At 69.9% G+C, this 16,976-nt stretch carries 14 protein-coding genes; 9 read left to right on the top strand and 5 right to left on the bottom strand.

Annotated features, from left to right (window positions below; genetic code table 11):
• The first annotated feature begins 50 nt into the window (after positions 1-50).
• The 3 genes from ACYVKZ_RS08090 to ACYVKZ_RS08100 all read left to right on the top strand — a co-directional run bounded on the left by ACYVKZ_RS08090 (position 51) and on the right by ACYVKZ_RS08100 (position 3,213).
• A complete protein-coding gene (locus ACYVKZ_RS08090; RefSeq protein WP_460991635.1) occupies positions 51-1,274 on the top strand; it encodes an MFS transporter in 1,224 nt (407 codons plus the stop codon).
• Between the two features lie 83 nt (positions 1,275-1,357).
• Entirely contained in the window at positions 1,358-2,884 is a 1,527-nt protein-coding gene (locus tag ACYVKZ_RS08095) for a CYTH and CHAD domain-containing protein (protein ID WP_460991636.1), read from the top strand.
• Positions 2,885-2,967: 83 nt separating this feature from the next.
• Entirely contained in the window at positions 2,968-3,213 is a 246-nt protein-coding gene (locus ACYVKZ_RS08100) for a hypothetical protein (protein ID WP_460991637.1), read from the top strand.
• Positions 3,214-3,290: 77 nt separating this feature from the next.
• Here ACYVKZ_RS08100 and ACYVKZ_RS08105 read toward each other — a convergent pair whose 3' ends face one another.
• From ACYVKZ_RS08105 to ACYVKZ_RS08125, 5 genes are all read right to left on the bottom strand, one after another.
• Positions 3,291-4,598, bottom strand: coding sequence for an MFS transporter (locus tag ACYVKZ_RS08105; protein WP_460991638.1), 1,308 nt, complete (start codon positions 4,596-4,598; stop codon positions 3,291-3,293).
• Positions 4,591-6,048: an FGGY-family carbohydrate kinase gene (locus tag ACYVKZ_RS08110; protein WP_460991639.1), complete on the bottom strand. Its 1,458-nt coding sequence runs from the start codon at positions 6,046-6,048 to the stop codon at positions 4,591-4,593. Before ACYVKZ_RS08110 ends, ACYVKZ_RS08105 begins: the two co-directional genes overlap by 8 nt.
• Positions 6,049-6,076: 28 nt before the next feature.
• On the bottom strand, positions 6,077-6,865 hold the full coding sequence (locus ACYVKZ_RS08115; protein ID WP_460991640.1) for an SDR family NAD(P)-dependent oxidoreductase: 789 nt from the start codon (positions 6,863-6,865) through the stop codon (positions 6,077-6,079).
• A gap of 98 nt (positions 6,866-6,963) precedes the next feature.
• Positions 6,964-8,406 (bottom strand): FAD-binding oxidoreductase, encoded by a 1,443-nt coding sequence (locus tag ACYVKZ_RS08120; RefSeq protein WP_460991641.1) that lies wholly within the window; start codon positions 8,404-8,406, stop codon positions 6,964-6,966.
• A gap of 239 nt (positions 8,407-8,645) precedes the next feature.
• Positions 8,646-9,245 (bottom strand): glycerol-3-phosphate responsive antiterminator, encoded by a 600-nt coding sequence (locus tag ACYVKZ_RS08125; RefSeq protein ID WP_460991642.1) that lies wholly within the window; start codon positions 9,243-9,245, stop codon positions 8,646-8,648.
• Between the two features lie 358 nt (positions 9,246-9,603).
• Between ACYVKZ_RS08125 and accB the strand changes: the two genes are divergently transcribed.
• The 6 genes from accB to ACYVKZ_RS08155 are packed head-to-tail and all read left to right on the top strand — an operon-like array spanning position 9,604 to position 16,965.
• Positions 9,604-10,155: an acetyl-CoA carboxylase biotin carboxyl carrier protein gene (gene accB / locus ACYVKZ_RS08130; RefSeq protein ID WP_460991643.1), complete on the top strand. Its 552-nt coding sequence runs from the start codon at positions 9,604-9,606 to the stop codon at positions 10,153-10,155.
• Complete coding sequence (locus ACYVKZ_RS08135) at positions 10,152-11,549, top strand: acetyl-CoA carboxylase biotin carboxylase subunit (protein WP_460991644.1); 1,398 nt, start codon at positions 10,152-10,154, stop codon at positions 11,547-11,549. Before accB ends, ACYVKZ_RS08135 begins: the two co-directional genes overlap by 4 nt.
• Positions 11,549-13,039: a pyruvate/oxaloacetate carboxyltransferase gene (locus tag ACYVKZ_RS08140; RefSeq protein WP_460991645.1), complete on the top strand. Its 1,491-nt coding sequence runs from the start codon at positions 11,549-11,551 to the stop codon at positions 13,037-13,039. The genes ACYVKZ_RS08135 and ACYVKZ_RS08140 overlap by 1 nt, the downstream gene beginning before the upstream one ends.
• Complete coding sequence (locus ACYVKZ_RS08145) at positions 13,036-13,920, top strand: HAD-IIA family hydrolase (protein WP_460991646.1); 885 nt, start codon at positions 13,036-13,038, stop codon at positions 13,918-13,920. The genes ACYVKZ_RS08140 and ACYVKZ_RS08145 overlap by 4 nt, the downstream gene beginning before the upstream one ends.
• A gap of 53 nt (positions 13,921-13,973) precedes the next feature.
• Complete coding sequence (locus ACYVKZ_RS08150) at positions 13,974-15,845, top strand: PEP-utilizing enzyme (protein WP_460991647.1); 1,872 nt, start codon at positions 13,974-13,976, stop codon at positions 15,843-15,845.
• A 25-nt stretch (positions 15,846-15,870) separates the two neighbouring features.
• Positions 15,871-16,965, top strand: coding sequence for a PEP/pyruvate-binding domain-containing protein (locus ACYVKZ_RS08155; RefSeq protein ID WP_460991648.1), 1,095 nt, complete (start codon positions 15,871-15,873; stop codon positions 16,963-16,965).
• The last annotated feature ends 11 nt before the right edge of the window (positions 16,966-16,976 follow it).

Raw genomic sequence — 16,976 nt, forward strand, 5'->3', positions numbered from 1 at the left:
GCCGTCCCACACCTCTTGGCTTCCCCTCCCCCGCGTGGAAGCCTCGGACCGTGACCCCCGTGAGGCGCCCGCGCTGGCTGACCCGCAACGTCGCCACGCTCTCCGGCGTGAGCTTCCTGCAGGACGCCGCGAGTGAGCTGCTGTACCCGATCCTGCCGATCTTCCTCACCACCGTGCTCGGGGCCCCGGCGGCGGTGGTCGGAGCGGTCGAGGGCGCGGCGGAGGGCGCCGCCTCGCTGACGAAGATCGTGGCCGGCCGCCTCGCGGACCGGTCCTCGAGGCGGCGCCTGATCGGCCTCGGCTACGGGCTCGCGGCGGTGGGCAAGCTCATCATCGCCCTCGCCGGGTCGTGGCCCGTGGTGCTGGTGGCGCGCTGCGTGGACCGCCTCGGCAAGGGCATCCGCGGCGCGCCCCGCGACGCCCTGCTCATGGACGGCGTGGGCTCCGGCAGCCGCGGCAGGATCTTCGGCTTCCACCGCATGGCGGACACCCTCGGCGCCGTGGTCGGCCCCGCCCTCGGCCTCGTCCTCTACGAGCTGTTCCACCGCCAGATCCCGCCGCTGCTGTGGGTCGCCGTGGTCCCGGCCGTCCTCTCGGTGCTGCTCGTCGCCGCGGTGCGGGAGCAGCGCGAGCCTCCGGCCGGCGTCGTCCCTCCCGCGGGGGTGCCGCGACGCACGACGCCGGCCGCCCACCCGGGTGCCCCGGCCCGCCTCCCCGCCGGGCTGCGGCTGCTGATCGGGGGCCTGGCGGTCTTCTCGCTGGTGAACTTCCCGGACGCGCTCCTGCTGCTGCGCGCCCACGATCTGGGGCTCTCGACCGAGGGGGTGATCGGCGCGTACATCCTCTACAACGTGGCGTACGCGGGGCTGTCCTACCCGGCCGGGGCGCTCTCGGACCGGGTCCCGCGGCACCTCGTGTTCGCCGCCGGGCTCGCGTGCTTCGCGGCGGGCTACCTCGGGCTGGGGCTCATCAGCGAGCCGGGGTGGGTGTTCCCGGTGCTGGCCGTGTACGGCGGATTCGCGGCGGCGACCGACGGCGTGGGGAAGGCGTGGGTCTCCAGCCTTGCACCGGCGGAGGCGCAGGGCCGCGCCCAGGGGTTGTTCCAGGGGCTCACGGGCGGCGGCATCCTGATCGCGGGCCTCTGGGCCGGGCTCGCGTGGGGCGACGCCGGCCGGGTGCCGCTGCTGGTGAGCGGGGCCGCGGGGCTGCTGCTCGCCGTCGGCCTCGTGGTGGCGGGGAGGCGGCTGGGCGGCGAGGGGGACCGCCGGCGCTAACGGGCACCTCACGAGGGCCCCCCGGCCAAATCAAGGGCCCTTTGCATCGTGCGCCCCGGCAGGCCACGGCCTACGCTCCTTCTATGCCGGAGCACCTCAGAGCCGAGCAGATCTTCGACGTCCGTCCGCCCGGGACGCCTCCGCCTCTGGACGCCCTCCCCGGCGTGCGGCGGGTCGGCAGCCCCGTGGGCCATCATCTCGGGACGCAGTACTTCGACACTGCGGACCTCGCCCTCCGCACCCGCGGGATCGTCCTCAGCCGGAGGACCGGCGGCCCCGACGCCGGCTGGCAGCTGGACCTCCCCGGCAGCGACGGCCAGCGCGAGCACCACGTCGAGCCACTGGGCGCCGAGGACGAGCCGGTGCCGGAGCGCTTTGTCCGGATGACGCGCGCCCGCGCCCACGGCAGGCCCCTGGAGCCGACGGTGCACGTGGACGTCGCCGGGAGCAGCACCGTGCTCTACGGGAAGAAGGAGAAGGTCCTAGCCGAGTTCACCGACGACGTCATCCGGACCCAGTCGGTCTACCCCACGCAGGTCATGGAGGAGCGCCGGACGTGGGGCCTCAGGCTCGTCGACGCGCCCGGGCGGCTCCTCGAGGCGGCGGAAGCGGCGTTCAGGGACGGCGCGGACCACGCGGCGGCATTCCAGGGGCTCGTCCCCGCGCCGGACGGGCCGGACGGGCCGGACGGGCCGGACGGGCCGCACAGGCACGGAGGCCGCGGGCGGCGGAGTCGGGTCCCGGGTCCCAAGGATCCGATCTCCTCGGTCCTGCTCGCCTATGTGCGCCAGCAGGCCGAGACGCTCCTGTCCGTGGACCCGGCCGTGCGGGACGACGAGCCGGATGCCGTGCACCAGATGCGGGTCAGCGCCCGGCGGCTGCGGTCGGTCCTCGCCTCGTACAAGAAGCTCGTCGATCCGGGCACGGTGGCCCGGCTGCGCGAGGACCTGCAGTGGCTCGCCTCGGCGGTCGGGGGGACGCGGGACATCGAGGTGATGCGGGCGCGCCTCAGGGAGCTGATCGCGGCCGAACCTCCCGAGCTGCTCATGGGACCCGTGGCCCAGCGCATCGAGGAGGAGCTCGGCGCCCGGTACACCGCCGCCAGGGAAGCCGCGCTCGAGGCGCTCGAGTCGGACCGCTACTTCGGCCTGCTCGAAGCGCTCGATGCCTTCGTCGACAGTCCCCCGTTGAGGGACGCCGCCGGCCGCAAGGCGGGCAAGGCCGCCGCACGCCGTCTGGAGGCAGACCGCGACCGGGTCGAACGGGCCGTGGCCGCCGCGCAGGCCGTGGCCGGCACTGGGTCCGAGGAGGCAGCGCTCCATGAGGTCCGCAAGTGTGCCAAGCGCCTGCGCTACACCGCCGAGTCCGTCACGCCGGTGCTCGGCGGGGAGGCGCAGCACACCGCCGAGGAGGCGGAGGCCATCCAGGAGGTGCTCGGCGAGTTCCAGGACAGCATGGTCCTGCGCCAGCTGCTGCGCGAATTGGCCGTCTCGGTGTTCCTCGAAGGATCGAACGCGTTCGCCCTCGGCCGCCTCCATGCCCTCGAGCAGGGCCGGGCCGAACGGGCGCGGGAGGCGTTTTCCACCCAGTGGAAGCGGGGCCACCGGTAGCTTCCCCTGCTCGCGGCGCCGACCGTACACTCGACCCCGCAGCCCTGTGGTCGTTAAGCAGAAGCGTCACGAGGAGGAACGTCATGGTCGACGTCACCGGCATGCTCCATTCCCTTCGGCCCGAGGAGCTCGAGACGCTCCGCTCGCGGGGCCCCGCCCAGATCCTGGACGAGGCGCTGCTGAGGGCCATCGACACCGCGGCCGGCGGTCCGGGAGAGGGGCGCGGCTACTACGTGGTGAAGGGGCACCTCTGGCCCGTCGAGAACCGCGAGTACCACCTCCGCGAGGACGTCGCCGAGGAGCTCTTCGGCCCGGAGGGCCCTGCCTGAGCTGAGCTGGCGGCGCGGAGGAGGGCGGCGGGCCGCTGCCGGCTCTACCGCCCTCCTCCTCCGCTGCCGGGCCGTGGCTAGCCTGCTGCGGGAAGCACCGCGCCCACGCTGGCGGCCTCTGCGGTCCGCCGCTTCTTCATGAGCACGGCGAAGTAGGCCGCCGCGCCGGCCCCGATGACGCCGATGGCCGCAGTGACGATGAAGAACAGGCTGTTGGCGCCCGCGACGTCCTTCCCGAAGGCAGCGTAGATGGCGCCGCTGATCTGCGGGATGACGATGTCAGGGAGGTAGCCCACAAAGGAGATGATCCCGATCGCGATGCCGGTGGCAGCCGCGGGCACGCGGCAGTCGTCCAGCAGGGACCAGTAGACGCCGCGGATCGCGTAGAGGAACAGGCCCACGGCCACGACGAGCACGTCCGCCACGGCGGTCGACCCGCTGGGGAGAAGGCTCAGGCCGATCAGTCCTGCTGCCGCGGCGGTCATGGAGACCGCGAGCACGCGGGACTTGCCGAGCCTGTCGGCCAGGTAGCCGCCGCCGAATCCGCCGATCGGCCGCATCCAGAGCATGATCACAGTGACGACTCCGGCGTTGACGGGCGAGACCGCGAGGTTCACGTTGAGGAATCCGGAGAAGTAGTAGTGGGCCCAGAAGAGGGTGTAGCCGCAGAAGAGGACGATGCTCATGACCCAGACCTCACGGATCTTGAGGATGCGGCGCACGGCGGCGAAGGTGGATTCGACGGGCTCGTCCCGAGTGGCCTTCTCGGAGTTGTCCCCGTCCGAGAGGACAAAGAAGACCAGCACGGCGATGACGATGAGGACCGCGCAGTACATGTAGACGACGGCCTGGAAACCGGCCTTGGAGGACATGAAGTCGGGGGTTCCGCCTCCGGCGAAGACCGCGAAGAGTCCCACGGCGCAGCTGGCGAGGATCGCCTCTACCAGCCCTCGTCCGCCGTCCAGGGCGCCGAAGTACTTGCCTTCTTCGCTCTTGTCGGCCAGGAGGCTCACGGTCTTGAGGATCGCGCTCCAGAAAGTGAAGACGGTCGCGAAGCCCCACGCGAGGTAGACGTACAGCAGCGTGGACTTGTCGGGGACCTGGGCGTAGAAGAGTCCTGTGATCGCCGTGAGGACCAACGAGAAGACGATCAGATACCGCACAGGGACCCTGTCGGCCAGCCAGCCGCTGGGAATGTAGCCGATCACGAAGATGATCCCCAGCATCGAGTAGAGGTCGGCGAGCTCCGAGTTGCTCAGGTGGAAGACCGTCAGGATCGTGGCTTCGAAGTTCTGGCGCAGGTAGACCAGGGGGTAGATCGAGCCGGCGGCGAGGATGAGCAGTGCAAGCTGAAAAATCTTCTTCGATCTGCCGAGCTTAGGCATGGGAGATGGCTCCTTTGTCATCTGTGAGGATCTGGTGGATTCGTTCGAGGATGGGGTCCGTCTGGCGAGGTATCTCCCCCGCGACGGCGCAGAGTTCGGCGTAGAGCCTGGCGTTGCCGGGCGTGGGCTCGAAGCGGTCGTGGCGGTGCACCATGTGCTCGCGGGCCTCGTCGAAGCCGGCGTAGATTCCGCAGGCCACGGCGGTGCAGATCGCGGCGCCGAGGCCGGCCGCGTTGCGGACGGAGTTCCTGACGACAGGGACGTTGAAGACGTCGGCGAAGATCTGTGCCGCGAGGTCGCTGTTCGAGCCGCCTCCGGAGAGGACGAGCACCTCGAGGTCGAGGCTCCGCTCCGTGGCCATGGCGTCCATGTTCCGCTTCATGGTGAAGGCGATGCCCTCCAGCACTGCCCGGTACATGTGCGCATATCCGTGGCGCTCGTCGAAGCCGATGAACATCCCCTTCTTGAAGGGCTTGTTCGGCGGGGCGAGCCAGTCAAGGACGCACAGCAGCCCTTCGCTTCCTGCGGGGACGGCCGAGGCCGCAAGGTTGAGGTGCTCCTCGCTGCTGAGGCCGGCCTCTGCCGCGGCCAGGGCGATCTCGGTTCCGAGCAGGTCCCGGAGCCAGGAGACGGTCCACATGCCCCGCCTGATGCCGGCGCACTCGTAGATGTACCGGTACGGCTCGGAGGCGAAGTTGGAGAAGTAGCTCTGGGGCTCCGGGGCGAACTCCTTCCCCATGACCATGCCCGCGATGTACGTGCCGAGGGAGACGAGCCCGGTGGCGCCGTCCCGGAGCCCCGAGCCGAGTGCCTCGGTGGCCTTGTCGTTGGCGGTGTGCACGACAGGCAGGCCTTCGGGAATGCCGGTCTGGCTGGAGAAGGTGGCATTGACGTACCCGCCGATGTCCCCGGGCATCTGCAGGCGGTAGAGCATCTCCCGCGGCACCTTGAAGGAGTCGAATGTCTCCTGGTCGTCGAACCAGTCCCAGGTCCGGACGTCCATCGGCCAGGGCCCGATGTAGTTGGCGATCGTGTCCGTCAGCTCGCCCGTGAGGCGCCCCATGAGATAGCCGGACGCGGTGGTGACGTAGGCAACCTCCTGGTTGGTGTGCTCGTAGGGCCTCGACAGCCGCTCGTCCATCCAACTCTGGACGGGCTCGGCGAGGGTGCCGTCGCTGCGGACCAGGGCCCTGCAGCAGCGGATGCTGCAGAGCCCGACGCCCACGATGTCGGCGGGGTTGCCGGGGAATGCCTTCATCACCCGGGAGGCCGCGGCGACCAGAGAAGTGTAGAGGTCGTCGTCGGGATGCTCGGCGATCCCGGCTCCGGGGGTGTGCATCGGCGCCAGGGGCTGGGTCGCCTCGCACACGACGTTCCCGTCGCTGTCGAAGATGGTGGCCTTCGAACTCTGCGATCCACCGTCGAGTCCGATGATGTACTTGCTGGTCATGGTCTGATCCCTCGTCTGCCGGGCGCGCTCAGCGCACCAGGTACCCGCCGTCGACGCTGAGGATGTGGCCGTTGACGTAGTCAGAGGCCCGGCTGGCCAGGAACACGGTGGCGCCCATGAGGTCCTGGGTCTGTCCCCAGCGGTTGGCCGGGATGTGGTCCAGGACCCGCTGGTTGGCCTCGGGGTTCGCCCGGGTGTCGGCGGTGAGCTCGGTGGCGTAGTAGCCGGGGGCGATCCCGTTCACCTGCACCCCGAACTGGGCCAGCTCGTCGCAGTAGGCCTTGGTGAAGCCGGCGATCCCGTGCTTGGTGGCGGCGTAGGCGGGTGACCACTGGCCGCCGAGGAAGGTGAACACTGAGCAGATATTGATGATCTTGCCGCTGCGCTGGCGGACCATGTGCTGGGCGCATTCGTGGGCCATCTCGAAGGCGGCCGTGAGGTTCAGCGCCACCATCGGGTCCCACTGCGAGCGGGTGTACTTGAGGACGTCAGGCTCGTTGATGCTCCGGCCGGCGCAGTTCACGAGGATGTCGACGCTGCCGAACTCCTCGACGCACGCGTCGACGACCTTCTTGGGGTTCCCGGCGACGGTGATGTCGGACATCACGTAGGAGTACTTCGACCCGGCCTCCTCCACCATCGCCGCGGTGCGGCCGTCGTCGGGCATGATGCTGGCCGCGAGGACGTTGGCTCCCGCCTTCGCCAGCGCAAGGGTGAAGGCCTGGCCGAGGCCGGTGTTGCCGCCGGTCACGATGGCATTCTTGTTCTTCAAGGAGAAGAAGTTCATCTGGAAGTCGACGATGCTCGACTCGGACATGCGTGCTCCTGCTGGGTTCCGGGTGGTTCATGAGGGGCGGGGCTGAGGCGACGGCTCGGCCCCGTGGAGGTATGCGGTGCCCTGCTCGGGCCCGGCCTTCAGAGCGGGATGATGGTCCCCGGGTTCATGATGCGGTTCGGGTCGAAGGCGGACTTGAGCGTCTCGAGCATGTAGAGCGAGGATCCGTACTCCTCGGCGAGGAAGTGGGTCCGGTGCTTCCCGACGCCGTGGTGGTGGCACATCGAGCCGCCGCGCTTGAGGGTCTCCTCGACGATGATGTCCTGGATCGGGTCGTGGTAGACGGTGCGTTCCTCGGTGGGGTCCACGTCGATCTTGTAGTAGTAGACGAAGTACATGTTGGTGCCGTTGAGATAGCTGTGGCTCGAGTGCCCGCCGAGGAGCGTGAACTGGGCCGGCACTTCGCGGCGGATCCGGTCGAGGGCACTGGTGTAGATGTCGTTGATGACGCTCCAGTTGCCGGAGATCTCGGTGGTGAAACCGTTGTTGAGGGTCTCGCGGATCTCGATCCTCTCCTCCTCGATCTTGGAGACGTCCCAGTTGAGGTGGTTGAACCAGTCCTCGATGAGCGAGTCGGCGACGCGGTCGACTCCCGAGTGCTGGGACACGATCTGCTCGATCGCCGCTCCTGTTGCGTCAGCGAGCGGCCGGGGGCCCTCGGCCATGAAGATGAGCACGCAGCGGCCGTCGGAGAAGTGCTTGAAGTGGTAGAGCCCGTCCTCCTGGTCGTAGAGCCGCGCGACGGAGGGCCGGTAGCCCTGGGTGACGACCTCCCGGAGGATCTCGAAGCCCGTCTTCATGTCATCCAGCAGGTACCCGTAGAAGCGGTTGTTCTCCGGGTAGTAGCGGAAGATCTTCACGCTCACTTCGGTGATGAAGTTGAGGGCTCCCTCGTTGCCGAGGATCAGGTGGCGGATGTCGGGGCCGGCCGCGCGGCGGGGGACATTCTTGATCCGGCAGATCTCGCCGTTGGCGAAGACGGTCTCGGCCCCCACGAGCATGTCCTCGATCCCGCCGTAGAGCGTGGAGAACTGTCCGATGGACCGGGTCGCGACCAGGCCGCCGAACTGGGCGATCGGCTTGGACTGGGGAGAGTGCCCGGTGGTGTAGCCGATCTTGCGGAGCTCGTCTTCGAGATCCTGGAGGCGGACGCCGCACTGGACGGTGGCCAGCATGTTCTCGGTATCGATCTCGATGATCTCGTTCATCAGGGAGCCGTCGATGACGACCGAGTCCTCGACGATGGTCTCGAGGCCGCCCTCCGTGGCCGATCCGCCGGTCTTCGGCACCACGGCGATGCTGTAGGCATTCGCGAGCTTGAGGACCGAGGAGACCTCTTCGGGGGTGCGGGGCTTCACGACCGCCGCCGGCAGCGGCAGCGAGTAGATGCCGAAGACGTTCTCCACTTTGTAGTAGCGGTCCACGCTGTTCTCGCGGAGGGTCTGCTCATCCGTGATGACGCGCTCGCTGCCGAGGATGTCGACATAGGCGCTGACGATCTCTTCGCGTGTGAGGTTAGCCAATTCCGATTCTTCCGTTCCATGAGTTGATGGGCTCGAGAACTGCAAAGGCGCTCGGAAACGTGCACGAAAAAGTGCACAAAAAAAGAGAACAGCGATCCCCTTGGAATTGGGGGTCGCTGTTCTCTGGTTTTCGAGCAACCGCTTCGGGACATGTCCCGAAACTGTATGAAGTTCTGAGGTGCGACGACTCTAACACAGCCTTCCGGGGGCTGTGAAGGGGTCTCCCGAGGCCGCTCCGGCTACATGAGCCAGACGCCGCGGTTGGAGGAAGCCACGGCGACAGCCCCCGCACCCAGCGCCCCGATGACGTCCTCCTTGTCGCACACCAGGCCGCCTGGGATGAGCGGGAGGTCCACGTCCTCGCGGAGCCACGAAATGACGCGCGGCATGCATCCCGGGAGAATTTCAATCGCATCGGCGCCCGAGAGGCCCACCTGCTTGGGCACGTTGTTGTAACTGAAGGAATCGACGAGGAAGAGCCGATGGATGGCCATCAGGCCCGCAGTCTTCGCTGCGCGCACGATCGCGGCCTTCGAGCTGAGAATCCCATCGGCCTGCGTGTTCGCCCTCAGGAAATCGACCACCACAGGCTTGCTGGAGAAGCCATCCAGGAGGTCGACGTCGACGAATACCGTCTTCCCAGCGGCCTTCAGGGTCCCGACAATTCCGCCGACGGACATCACCGATCCGAAGAGGACGAAGACCACCGGGCACGGTGCCCCGAGGACCGCTCGGAGTCCGTCGTCGTCCTTGATGCTCGCGATGACCGGATGGCGCGACAGGACCGCGTCGATCTCGGCTGATTCCTTGGGGGTGCGGCGTGGCGTGGTCAAGGACATGGCCTGCATCTCCTGTGTGAAGCTCTCTTCCGTCGGACGGCAGGGCGGCTGTCCTCGGGAAAGGTCGACTAATGCTACCGTCTCGCGCCGCAGCAAGGGACCCCCTCGAGCCGGCGGCACCTGCCTTGGCGCGTGGCTTCCGCCCGCCCGAGGGCTTCCCCGCTGCGGACCTTCTCCCGCGTGCCCACCGAGCTGCTCGCGCCCTGCGGCGGACGAGGCGTCGAGGTCCTCCGCGGGACGATCCGCTCCCCACCAAATTCCCATGAGAGGAATGTTGTGCAATGTGATTGCGATAGAAGGAACCGCATTCTACGGTTCTGACAAGTGATCCCCACCACATGCAAGGAGGCGCTGCCCCGTGGACCTTGACCTCGAAGAGCTCGCAGCGGTCATCGAGCAGCTCGACAAGACCGAGTTCACCGACTTCTCGTTCGAGAAGGGAGACTTCCGGCTCCGGGTCTCCCGCGGCGGCCGCCTCGCCGACACTGCGGCCGCGCCGCAGGCCCCGCCTCAGACCGCGCACGACGCCGGCCCTTCGCCGGCCGCTGCCGCCTCGCCTCAGCCGGCACCCGCACTGCAGGCCGTGCCGGCCCCCGCAGCGCCGACCGCCGCAGCCCCCGCCCCGGCGGCCCATGCTCCCGCACCTGCGTCCTCGCCCGAGGCCGGTCACACCGTGGTGACCGCCCCAATGCTCGGCACGTTCTACTCCTCCCCGCAGCCGGGAGCCCCTGCGTTCGTGGGGATCGGCGAATCGGTCGAGGCGGACGCCGTGGTCTGCATCGTCGAGGTCATGAAGCTCATGAACTCCGTCCAGGCCGGGGTCTCGGGCACGGTCACGGAGATCTACGCCAAGGACGGAGACCTCGTCGAGTTCGGCCAGCCGCTCTTCGCCGTGCGGGAGTCCGCATGAGCGGCTCCTCGCCCCAGCGGATCTTCATCGCCAACCGCGGCGAGATCGCGGTCCGGCTCATCGAGGCGTGCGACCGGCTCGGCTTCGAGACCGTCCTCGGCGTCTCCGCCGCGGACCGCGACACGCTCGCAGCGAAGCGGGCCGGGCGCGTCGTCGTGCTCGGCGGCCCCCGCCCCGGCGAGTCCTACCTTGCGATGAACACCGTGGTGCACGCGGCGGCCGCCACGGGGTGCAGCGCCGTGCACCCGGGGTACGGATTCCTGTCCGAGCAGCCCGCGTTCGCGCGGCTGTGCGCCCAGGAGGGCCTGACGTTCATCGGCCCGCAGCCCGAGGCACTTGAGGCGCTCGGCGACAAGCTCACCGCCCGCCGCCTCGCGGAGGCCAACGGCGTCCCCGTCTCGAAGGGCGGCACCGCGACCACGGAAGAGGAGGTCTCGGCCCTCGCCGACTCGATCGGCTTCCCCGTGCTCATCAAGGCCGCGTTCGGGGGCGGCGGCCGGGGCATGAAGCTCGTGCGCAGCCACGCCGAGCTCCTCGGCGCGTGGCAGCTCGCCTCGGCCGAGGCGGAAGCCAGCTTCGGCGACGGCACGGTGTTCCTCGAGCGCTTCGTCGAGGACGCCAAGCACGTCGAGGTCCAGGTCCTCGGCGACCGGCATGGCCACCGCGTCCACCTCGGCGAGCGCGAGTGCTCCGTCCAGTACCGCTACCAGAAGGCCGTCGAGGAGGCCCCCTGCGCGGCCCTGCCCGAGGCCACACGCCGGCTGCTGCACGCGAGTGCCCTGCGCATCGCCGAGGCACTCGACTACGTGGGCCTCGGCACCGTCGAGTTCCTCTACGACCCCGCCCGCGACGAGCTCGCCTTCCTCGAAGTGAACCCCCGCCTCCAGGTGGAGCACCCCGTCACGGAGGCGGTGACCGGCGTGGACCTGGTCCGTGAGCAGATCCTCGCGGCCCTCGGTGCACCGCTCTCGGTGACGCAGGAGGACATTGCCGTCACGGGCCATGCGATCGAGGCCCGCATCACCGCCCAGGACCCAGGCCGCGGGCTCGCGCCGAGCCCCGGCCGCGTCACGCGCTGGCGCCCGAGCGCCGCCGGCGGCCTCAGGCTCGACACCCACATCTACGAGGGCTACCTGTTCCCGCCCTACTACGACGCCCTCATGGCCAAGCAGATCTCGTGGGGCCCGGACCGGGACGCGGCGATCGAGCGCATGGGCTCGGCCCTTGCGGCGTTCGAGGTGGAGGGGCCGACGACGTCCCTGCCGCTCCTTCGCCGCATCCTCGCCCATCCCGACTACCGGGCCAATGCGGTCACGACCCACTGGCTCACGGACCATCTGGAGGACATCATGCAGGCCCCGGGCTCCCGCCCCGTCCCCGCGGAGGTGCACTGATGGCCACGATCAGCCTCGTCGACGTCTCGCTCCGCGACGGCAACCAGAGCCTCTGGGGCGCCACCGGCATCACCACCCGCATGGTCCGCGGTGTCGCGCCGCTGCTCGACGCCGTGGGCTACAGGACCCTCGAGCTCGTCTCGAGCACGCTCATGGCCACGGCCGTCCGCTACCACGCCGAGGATCCGTGGGAGCGGCTCCGCACAGCGCGGCAGCTGGCGCCCACCACCCAGCTCGGCTTCCTCACCACGGGCAAGCGGTTCATCACGTTCGGCCGCACGCCGGATGCGGTGTTCGAGCTTGCCTTCACGCTCCTGGCCCGCAACGGCGTGCGCAAGCTCTGGGTCATCGACCCGATGCATGACATGGAGGGCGCCAAGCGCACGGCCGCGATGGCCAAGCGGGTGGGCTTCGAGGAGGTCATCGGCGGGGTCTGCTACACCATGAGCCCCGTCCACACTCCGGAGTACTTCGCTGAGAAGGCCGGCGAGCTCAGCGACAGCCCGGACATCGACGGCGTGTACCTCAAGGACCCCTCCGGCATCCTCACCCCGGACAGCGTCCGCACGCTGATTCCGGCGCTGCAGGCCTCGCTCGGCCGCACCCCGGATGGACCCCAGTTGCGCGAGGTCCATTCCCACTCGACCACGGGCCTGTCGCCCATCACGCTGCTGGAGGCCGCCGACCTCGGCGTGCCGACGCTGCACTGCGCGCTGCCGCCCCTCGCGGACGGGCCCTCGCACCCGAAGGCCCAGCAGCTCGTGGCCAACCTCCGCGCCCGCGGCCACGAGGTGGACGTGGACGTCGAGGCGATGGACCGCGCGTCGGCGTACCTGACGCGGCAGGCCCGCATCAAGCGCCTCCCGCAGGGCCAGCCGGCCCAGTACGACGAGGCCTACTACCGGCACACGATCCCTGGCGGCGTGCAGTCCACCACGCGCCGCCAGCTCGCAGAGATCCGCCGCCCCGAGCTGTTCGACGCCGTGATCGAGGAGTCCCTCCAGGTCCGCGAGGACCTCGGCTGGCCGATCGTCATGACCCCGTTCGCGCAGTACATCGTGGCCCAGGCCGCGCTCAACGTCATCTCCGGCGAGCGCTACAGGACCATCTCCAACGAGGTCGTGGACCTGCTCCGCGGAGACTTCGGCCCCTTGCCGGGCAAGGTCAACGATGACCTCCTCGACCGGGCCCTCGCCACCCCGCGGGGCCGGGAGAAGCCGGACGACGCCGGGGAGGTCACCGTGAAGGGGCTTCGGCAGCAGTTCGGGATCCACCTCAGCGACGAGGAGCTACTCCTGCGCGCCGTCATGCCCGCCGAGCAGGTCGACAGGATGGTCGCCGCACGGAAGGACTCGACGACCGCCACGCTCGCCGGGCTGCTCGCAGCGTCCGGGTCCCCGTCGTCAGGGCTGTCGGTGTCCGTCAGCAGCGGCGACACCAAGTTCGCCCTCAACCGCGCCGCACCCGAGGCCAAGGAGGCCACCGCATGACCCCCGAGAACCCCGCAGCACTCACGGACATCCACGCGTGGGTGATCGACGTGGACGGCTGCCTCATGCGCACCACGAAGGCCGGCGGGGCAGGCGGCGAGGCCATGCCCGGCGCCGCGGACCTGGTCGCGTTCCTCCACGGCCGCGGCGACCGCGTGCTCGTATGCACGAACGCGTCCCAGCAGCCACCGCGCGTCTACGCCGAACACCTGCGCGGCCACGGCATCGATGTCCCGGACGAGGACTTCGTCACCGCCGGCTCCGCCGCCGCGGACTACCTCTCGCTCCACCACCCCGGCGCCCGTGTCCTCGCCGTCGGCGGGGAGGGGATCGCCGAGCCGCTCGCCGCTGCCGGGCACCCGCTCGCGGACCCCGACGGCGCGGGCGAGCCGGCCGACGTCGTGCTCGTGGGGGCTGACGACTCCTACACGGCCGCGCAGCTGAACGCGGCGGCCCTCGCGGTCGACGCCGGCGCGCCCCTGTACACGACCGTGGACGTGCCGTGGTTCCACGGCGGGATCCGCAAGTCCCTCGTGGTCTCCGGCGCGGTCGCGCACGCGATCGGCTGGGCCGCCGGCGTCGTTCCGACGGTCCTGGGCAAGCCGTCCCCCGCGCTCGGCGAGGCGCTCCTGCACCGGGTCGGCGAGGCGGCCTCGGAACCCGGCCGGATCGCCGTCGTCGGCGATGCCCTTGTCGAGACACAGCTGGCCCGCAGCATGGGCGCCGTGAGCGTCCTCGTGCTCACCGGCTCGACCACGCCCGAGAAGCTCGCCGGCCGGACCGGCGCGGACGTACCCGACCTCGCGCTCAGCGGGGTCGCGGACCTCCACGCCCTCCTCACGGCGGAGTCGACCACCGCGCAGCCCTCCACCGTCTCCTGACCGCACCTCCGTTCCGCCCGCTCCACTCCTTCCGACGCAGTAAGGAACCCACCATGTCCCTCGACAACACCCGCCGCTTCCCGTTCTTCTCCGAGGCCCCGGCCCCCGCCGGCGGCGACAGCTGGCAGTCCATGTACCCGTACTACCTCGTCCCCTCCGAGGAGACGCAGGCCCACGAGGACGCCCAGTTCTGGTTCGCCGACACGATGCACTGGTCCCGCGGCGCCCACCCGTTCGACAGCATCGGCGCGGAGGCCGTGTACCTCGGCGTGGGCACCTTCAGCACACGCATCTTCGCGCTGCCGGTCTCCCTCGGCCTGGACGTGCGCATGTTCAACGGCTACGTCTACATCTCCCCGCTCGCGGTGACCGATCCGGCACAGATCCAGGAGCGCGCCGCGGTGTTCCAGGAGCGCGCGGGCTACTACTACGCGAACTGGGACGAGCTGTACGGGAAGTGGAAGGCCAAGATGGACCGGGCCATCGCCTCCCTCGACACGGTGGGCTTCCCGGCCCTGCCGGCCTACGACCCGAAGGAGGTCGTCTTCGAGGCCAAGGGCCGCTCCGACGCCCTGGCCGTCATCGAGAACTACCACCGCCTCATCGACGAGTTCTTCGCCATCTGGCAGTACCACTTCGAGTTCCTCAATCTCGGCTACGGCGGCTACATCACGTTCTTCCAGTTCTGCAAGCAGGCCTTCCCGCTGATCACGGAGCAGCAGATCTCCCGGATGGTCGCCGGCGTGGACGTGCTCGCCTTCCGCCCGGACGACGAGCTGCGCGCCCTCGCCGCGAAGGCCAACCGGCTGGGCCTCGTGGAGACGCTCGACGCCGGCGGCTCGCCCGAGGAGGTCCTCGCCCGGATCGCGGCGGCTCCCCGCGGGGACGAGTGGATCGCGGCGTTCGAGCAGGCCAAGGATCCGTGGTTCAACTACTTCACCGAGTACGGCTTCACGCACGACCAGGTCACGTGGGCCCAGGACCTCTCCGTCCCGCTGCAGAACATCTCCCGCTACGCGACCAAGATCGCCGCGGGCGAGGACATCTCCCGCCCGATCGAGCAGCTGCGCGCCGACCGCGACGAGATCGTGGACGAGTACCGTGCCCTCCTCGCCCCGGCCGAGGCCGCGCAGTTCGACGAGCTCCTCGGGCTGGCCCGCAAGGTCTTCCCGTACATCGAGGAGCACAACATCTACGTGGAGCACTGGGCCCACAACGTCTTCTGGCAGAAGGCGGACGAGCTCGCGCAGTTCCTCGTCTCCGCCGGCTTCCTCGCGGACAAGGAGGACTTCTACTACCTCAACCGCTACGAGGTGGACCAGGTCCTCTTCGACGTCATCGACTCGTGGGCCATCGGCGTCCCGGCCCGCGGCAAGCGCCGCTGGGCCGCCGAGATCGAGCGCCGCAAGCCGATCGTCGCCGCGCTGCAGTCCGTCCCGGCCGCGCCGGCCTACGGCATCCCGCCGGAGCAGGTCACGGACCCGTTCGCGGTCATGAACTACGGCGTCACCACCGAGCGCGTCAATGACTGGCTCGGCTCCTCGGACGAGTCGGCCGGGGGCCTGTCCGGCATCCCCGGATCGCTAGGCGTCGTCGAGGGCCCGGTGCGCGTGCTCCGCTCGGAGAACGACCTCCCGCAGCTCCAGCCCGGCGAGATCCTCGTCGCGCCCATCACCGCGCCGTCGTGGGCCGCTGCGTTCTCGGTCGCGGCGGGCGTCATCACGGACATCGGCGGCATGATGTGCCACGCCGCGATCGTGTGCCGCGAGTACGGCCTCCCGGCCGTGGTCGGCACCGGCTTCGCCACGGCGCGGCTCACCACCGGGCAGCGCGTGCGGATCGACGGGCGCAAGGGCACCGTCGAGCTGCTCGACGCCGGCCCCACCGCGGACGAGACCGCGACCGACACGTCCGCCCTGGTCTGACCGGGCAGGGCCCAGAGGAGACACCATGTTCACGCTCACCTTCACCGAGCCCGGCTGCCGCGAGGTCCGCGAGACCGGCGGCAAGGCCAAGAGCCTCGCCGACATGACGGCCAACGGGCTGCCAGTCGCGCCGGGCTTCGCGGTCACGGCCGAGGCCTACCGCCGCTTCATCGCTTCCACGGGTCTCGCGGAGACGATCGACCGCCTGCTCGCCGAGCCCCTCGACCCGCATGACCTCGCCGCGCTCGAGCGCACCGGGCAGGCGCTCATGGAGGCAGTCCGCTCCACCCAGGTCCCGCAGGACCTCGCGGACTCGGTCCGCGCAGCGTACGCCGAGCTGTGCGCCGCGACAGGGCTCGACGACGTCTCCGTCGCCGTGCGCTCGAGCGCCACCTCGGAGGACTCGGCCGGGGCGTCCTTCGCCGGCGAGTTCGAGACGTGGGTGGACATCCGCGGGGCCGAGGACGTCCTGGCGCACGTCCTCAAGTGCTACGCGAGCATCTTCGCCCCGCGGGTGCTCGGCTACGCGATCGAGCAGGAGCTCGACCCCCGCACCATCGAGATGGCCGTGGTGGTGCAGAAGGTGGTCCGCGCCCGCGCCGCCGGCGTCATGTTCACGCTCAGCCCCACGAGCGGAGACCGCTCCAAGATCGTCCTCGAGGCGAGCTGGGGCCTGGGCCTGGCCGTTGTGGGCGGGGAGGTCACCCCGGACCGGTTCCTCGTGGACAAGATCGGCCTCGAGATCGCGGACCGGACCCCCGGGGACAAGCGCATCGAGTACCGGACGGGGGCCGCGCCGTCGCCCGTGGACCCCTCCCGCTACGCCGAGCTCTGCCTCGACGACGCCGAGGTGACCGCCCTCGCGGCGCTCGGCAAGCGGCTCGAGCGGATCCACGGGTCGGCGCAGGACATCGAGTTCGCGGTGGACGAGGAGCTGCCCGAGGGGTCCAACCTCGTGCTGCTGCAGTGCCGGCCGGAGACGGTGTGGAGCGGCACCGAGCGCAAGCCCGCGTTCGACGCCTCGGCCGGAATGATGTCCTGGATCACCGGGTCCATCTCCGGCGGGACCGCCGCGTCCGCCGGCCACACCCACGATCTCGCGCACAAGCACTCTGCCTAGGGGAACCACCA

The organism is Sinomonas soli (assembly GCF_054782415.1).

What these genes read in the sequence shown, in the direction of transcription:
- ACYVKZ_RS08095 (WP_460991636.1), top strand. Translation starts at nt 1,358, where the DNA reads ATGCCGGAGCACCTCAGAGCCGAGCAGATCTTCGACGTCCGTCCGCCC.
- ACYVKZ_RS08100 (WP_460991637.1), top strand. Translation starts at nt 2,968, where the DNA reads ATGGTCGACGTCACCGGCATGCTCCATTCCCTTCGGCCCGAGGAGCTC.
- ACYVKZ_RS08105 (WP_460991638.1), bottom strand. Translation starts at nt 4,598, where the DNA reads ATGCCTAAGCTCGGCAGATCGAAGAAGATTTTTCAGCTTGCACTGCTC.
- ACYVKZ_RS08110 (WP_460991639.1), bottom strand. Translation starts at nt 6,048, where the DNA reads ATGACCAGCAAGTACATCATCGGACTCGACGGTGGATCGCAGAGTTCG.
- ACYVKZ_RS08115 (WP_460991640.1), bottom strand. Translation starts at nt 6,865, where the DNA reads ATGTCCGAGTCGAGCATCGTCGACTTCCAGATGAACTTCTTCTCCTTG.
- ACYVKZ_RS08125 (WP_460991642.1), bottom strand. Translation starts at nt 9,245, where the DNA reads ATGTCCTTGACCACGCCACGCCGCACCCCCAAGGAATCAGCCGAGATC.
- ACYVKZ_RS08135 (WP_460991644.1), top strand. Translation starts at nt 10,152, where the DNA reads ATGAGCGGCTCCTCGCCCCAGCGGATCTTCATCGCCAACCGCGGCGAG.
- ACYVKZ_RS08140 (WP_460991645.1), top strand. Translation starts at nt 11,549, where the DNA reads ATGGCCACGATCAGCCTCGTCGACGTCTCGCTCCGCGACGGCAACCAG.
- ACYVKZ_RS08145 (WP_460991646.1), top strand. Translation starts at nt 13,036, where the DNA reads ATGACCCCCGAGAACCCCGCAGCACTCACGGACATCCACGCGTGGGTG.
- ACYVKZ_RS08150 (WP_460991647.1), top strand. Translation starts at nt 13,974, where the DNA reads ATGTCCCTCGACAACACCCGCCGCTTCCCGTTCTTCTCCGAGGCCCCG.
- ACYVKZ_RS08155 (WP_460991648.1), top strand. Translation starts at nt 15,871, where the DNA reads ATGTTCACGCTCACCTTCACCGAGCCCGGCTGCCGCGAGGTCCGCGAG.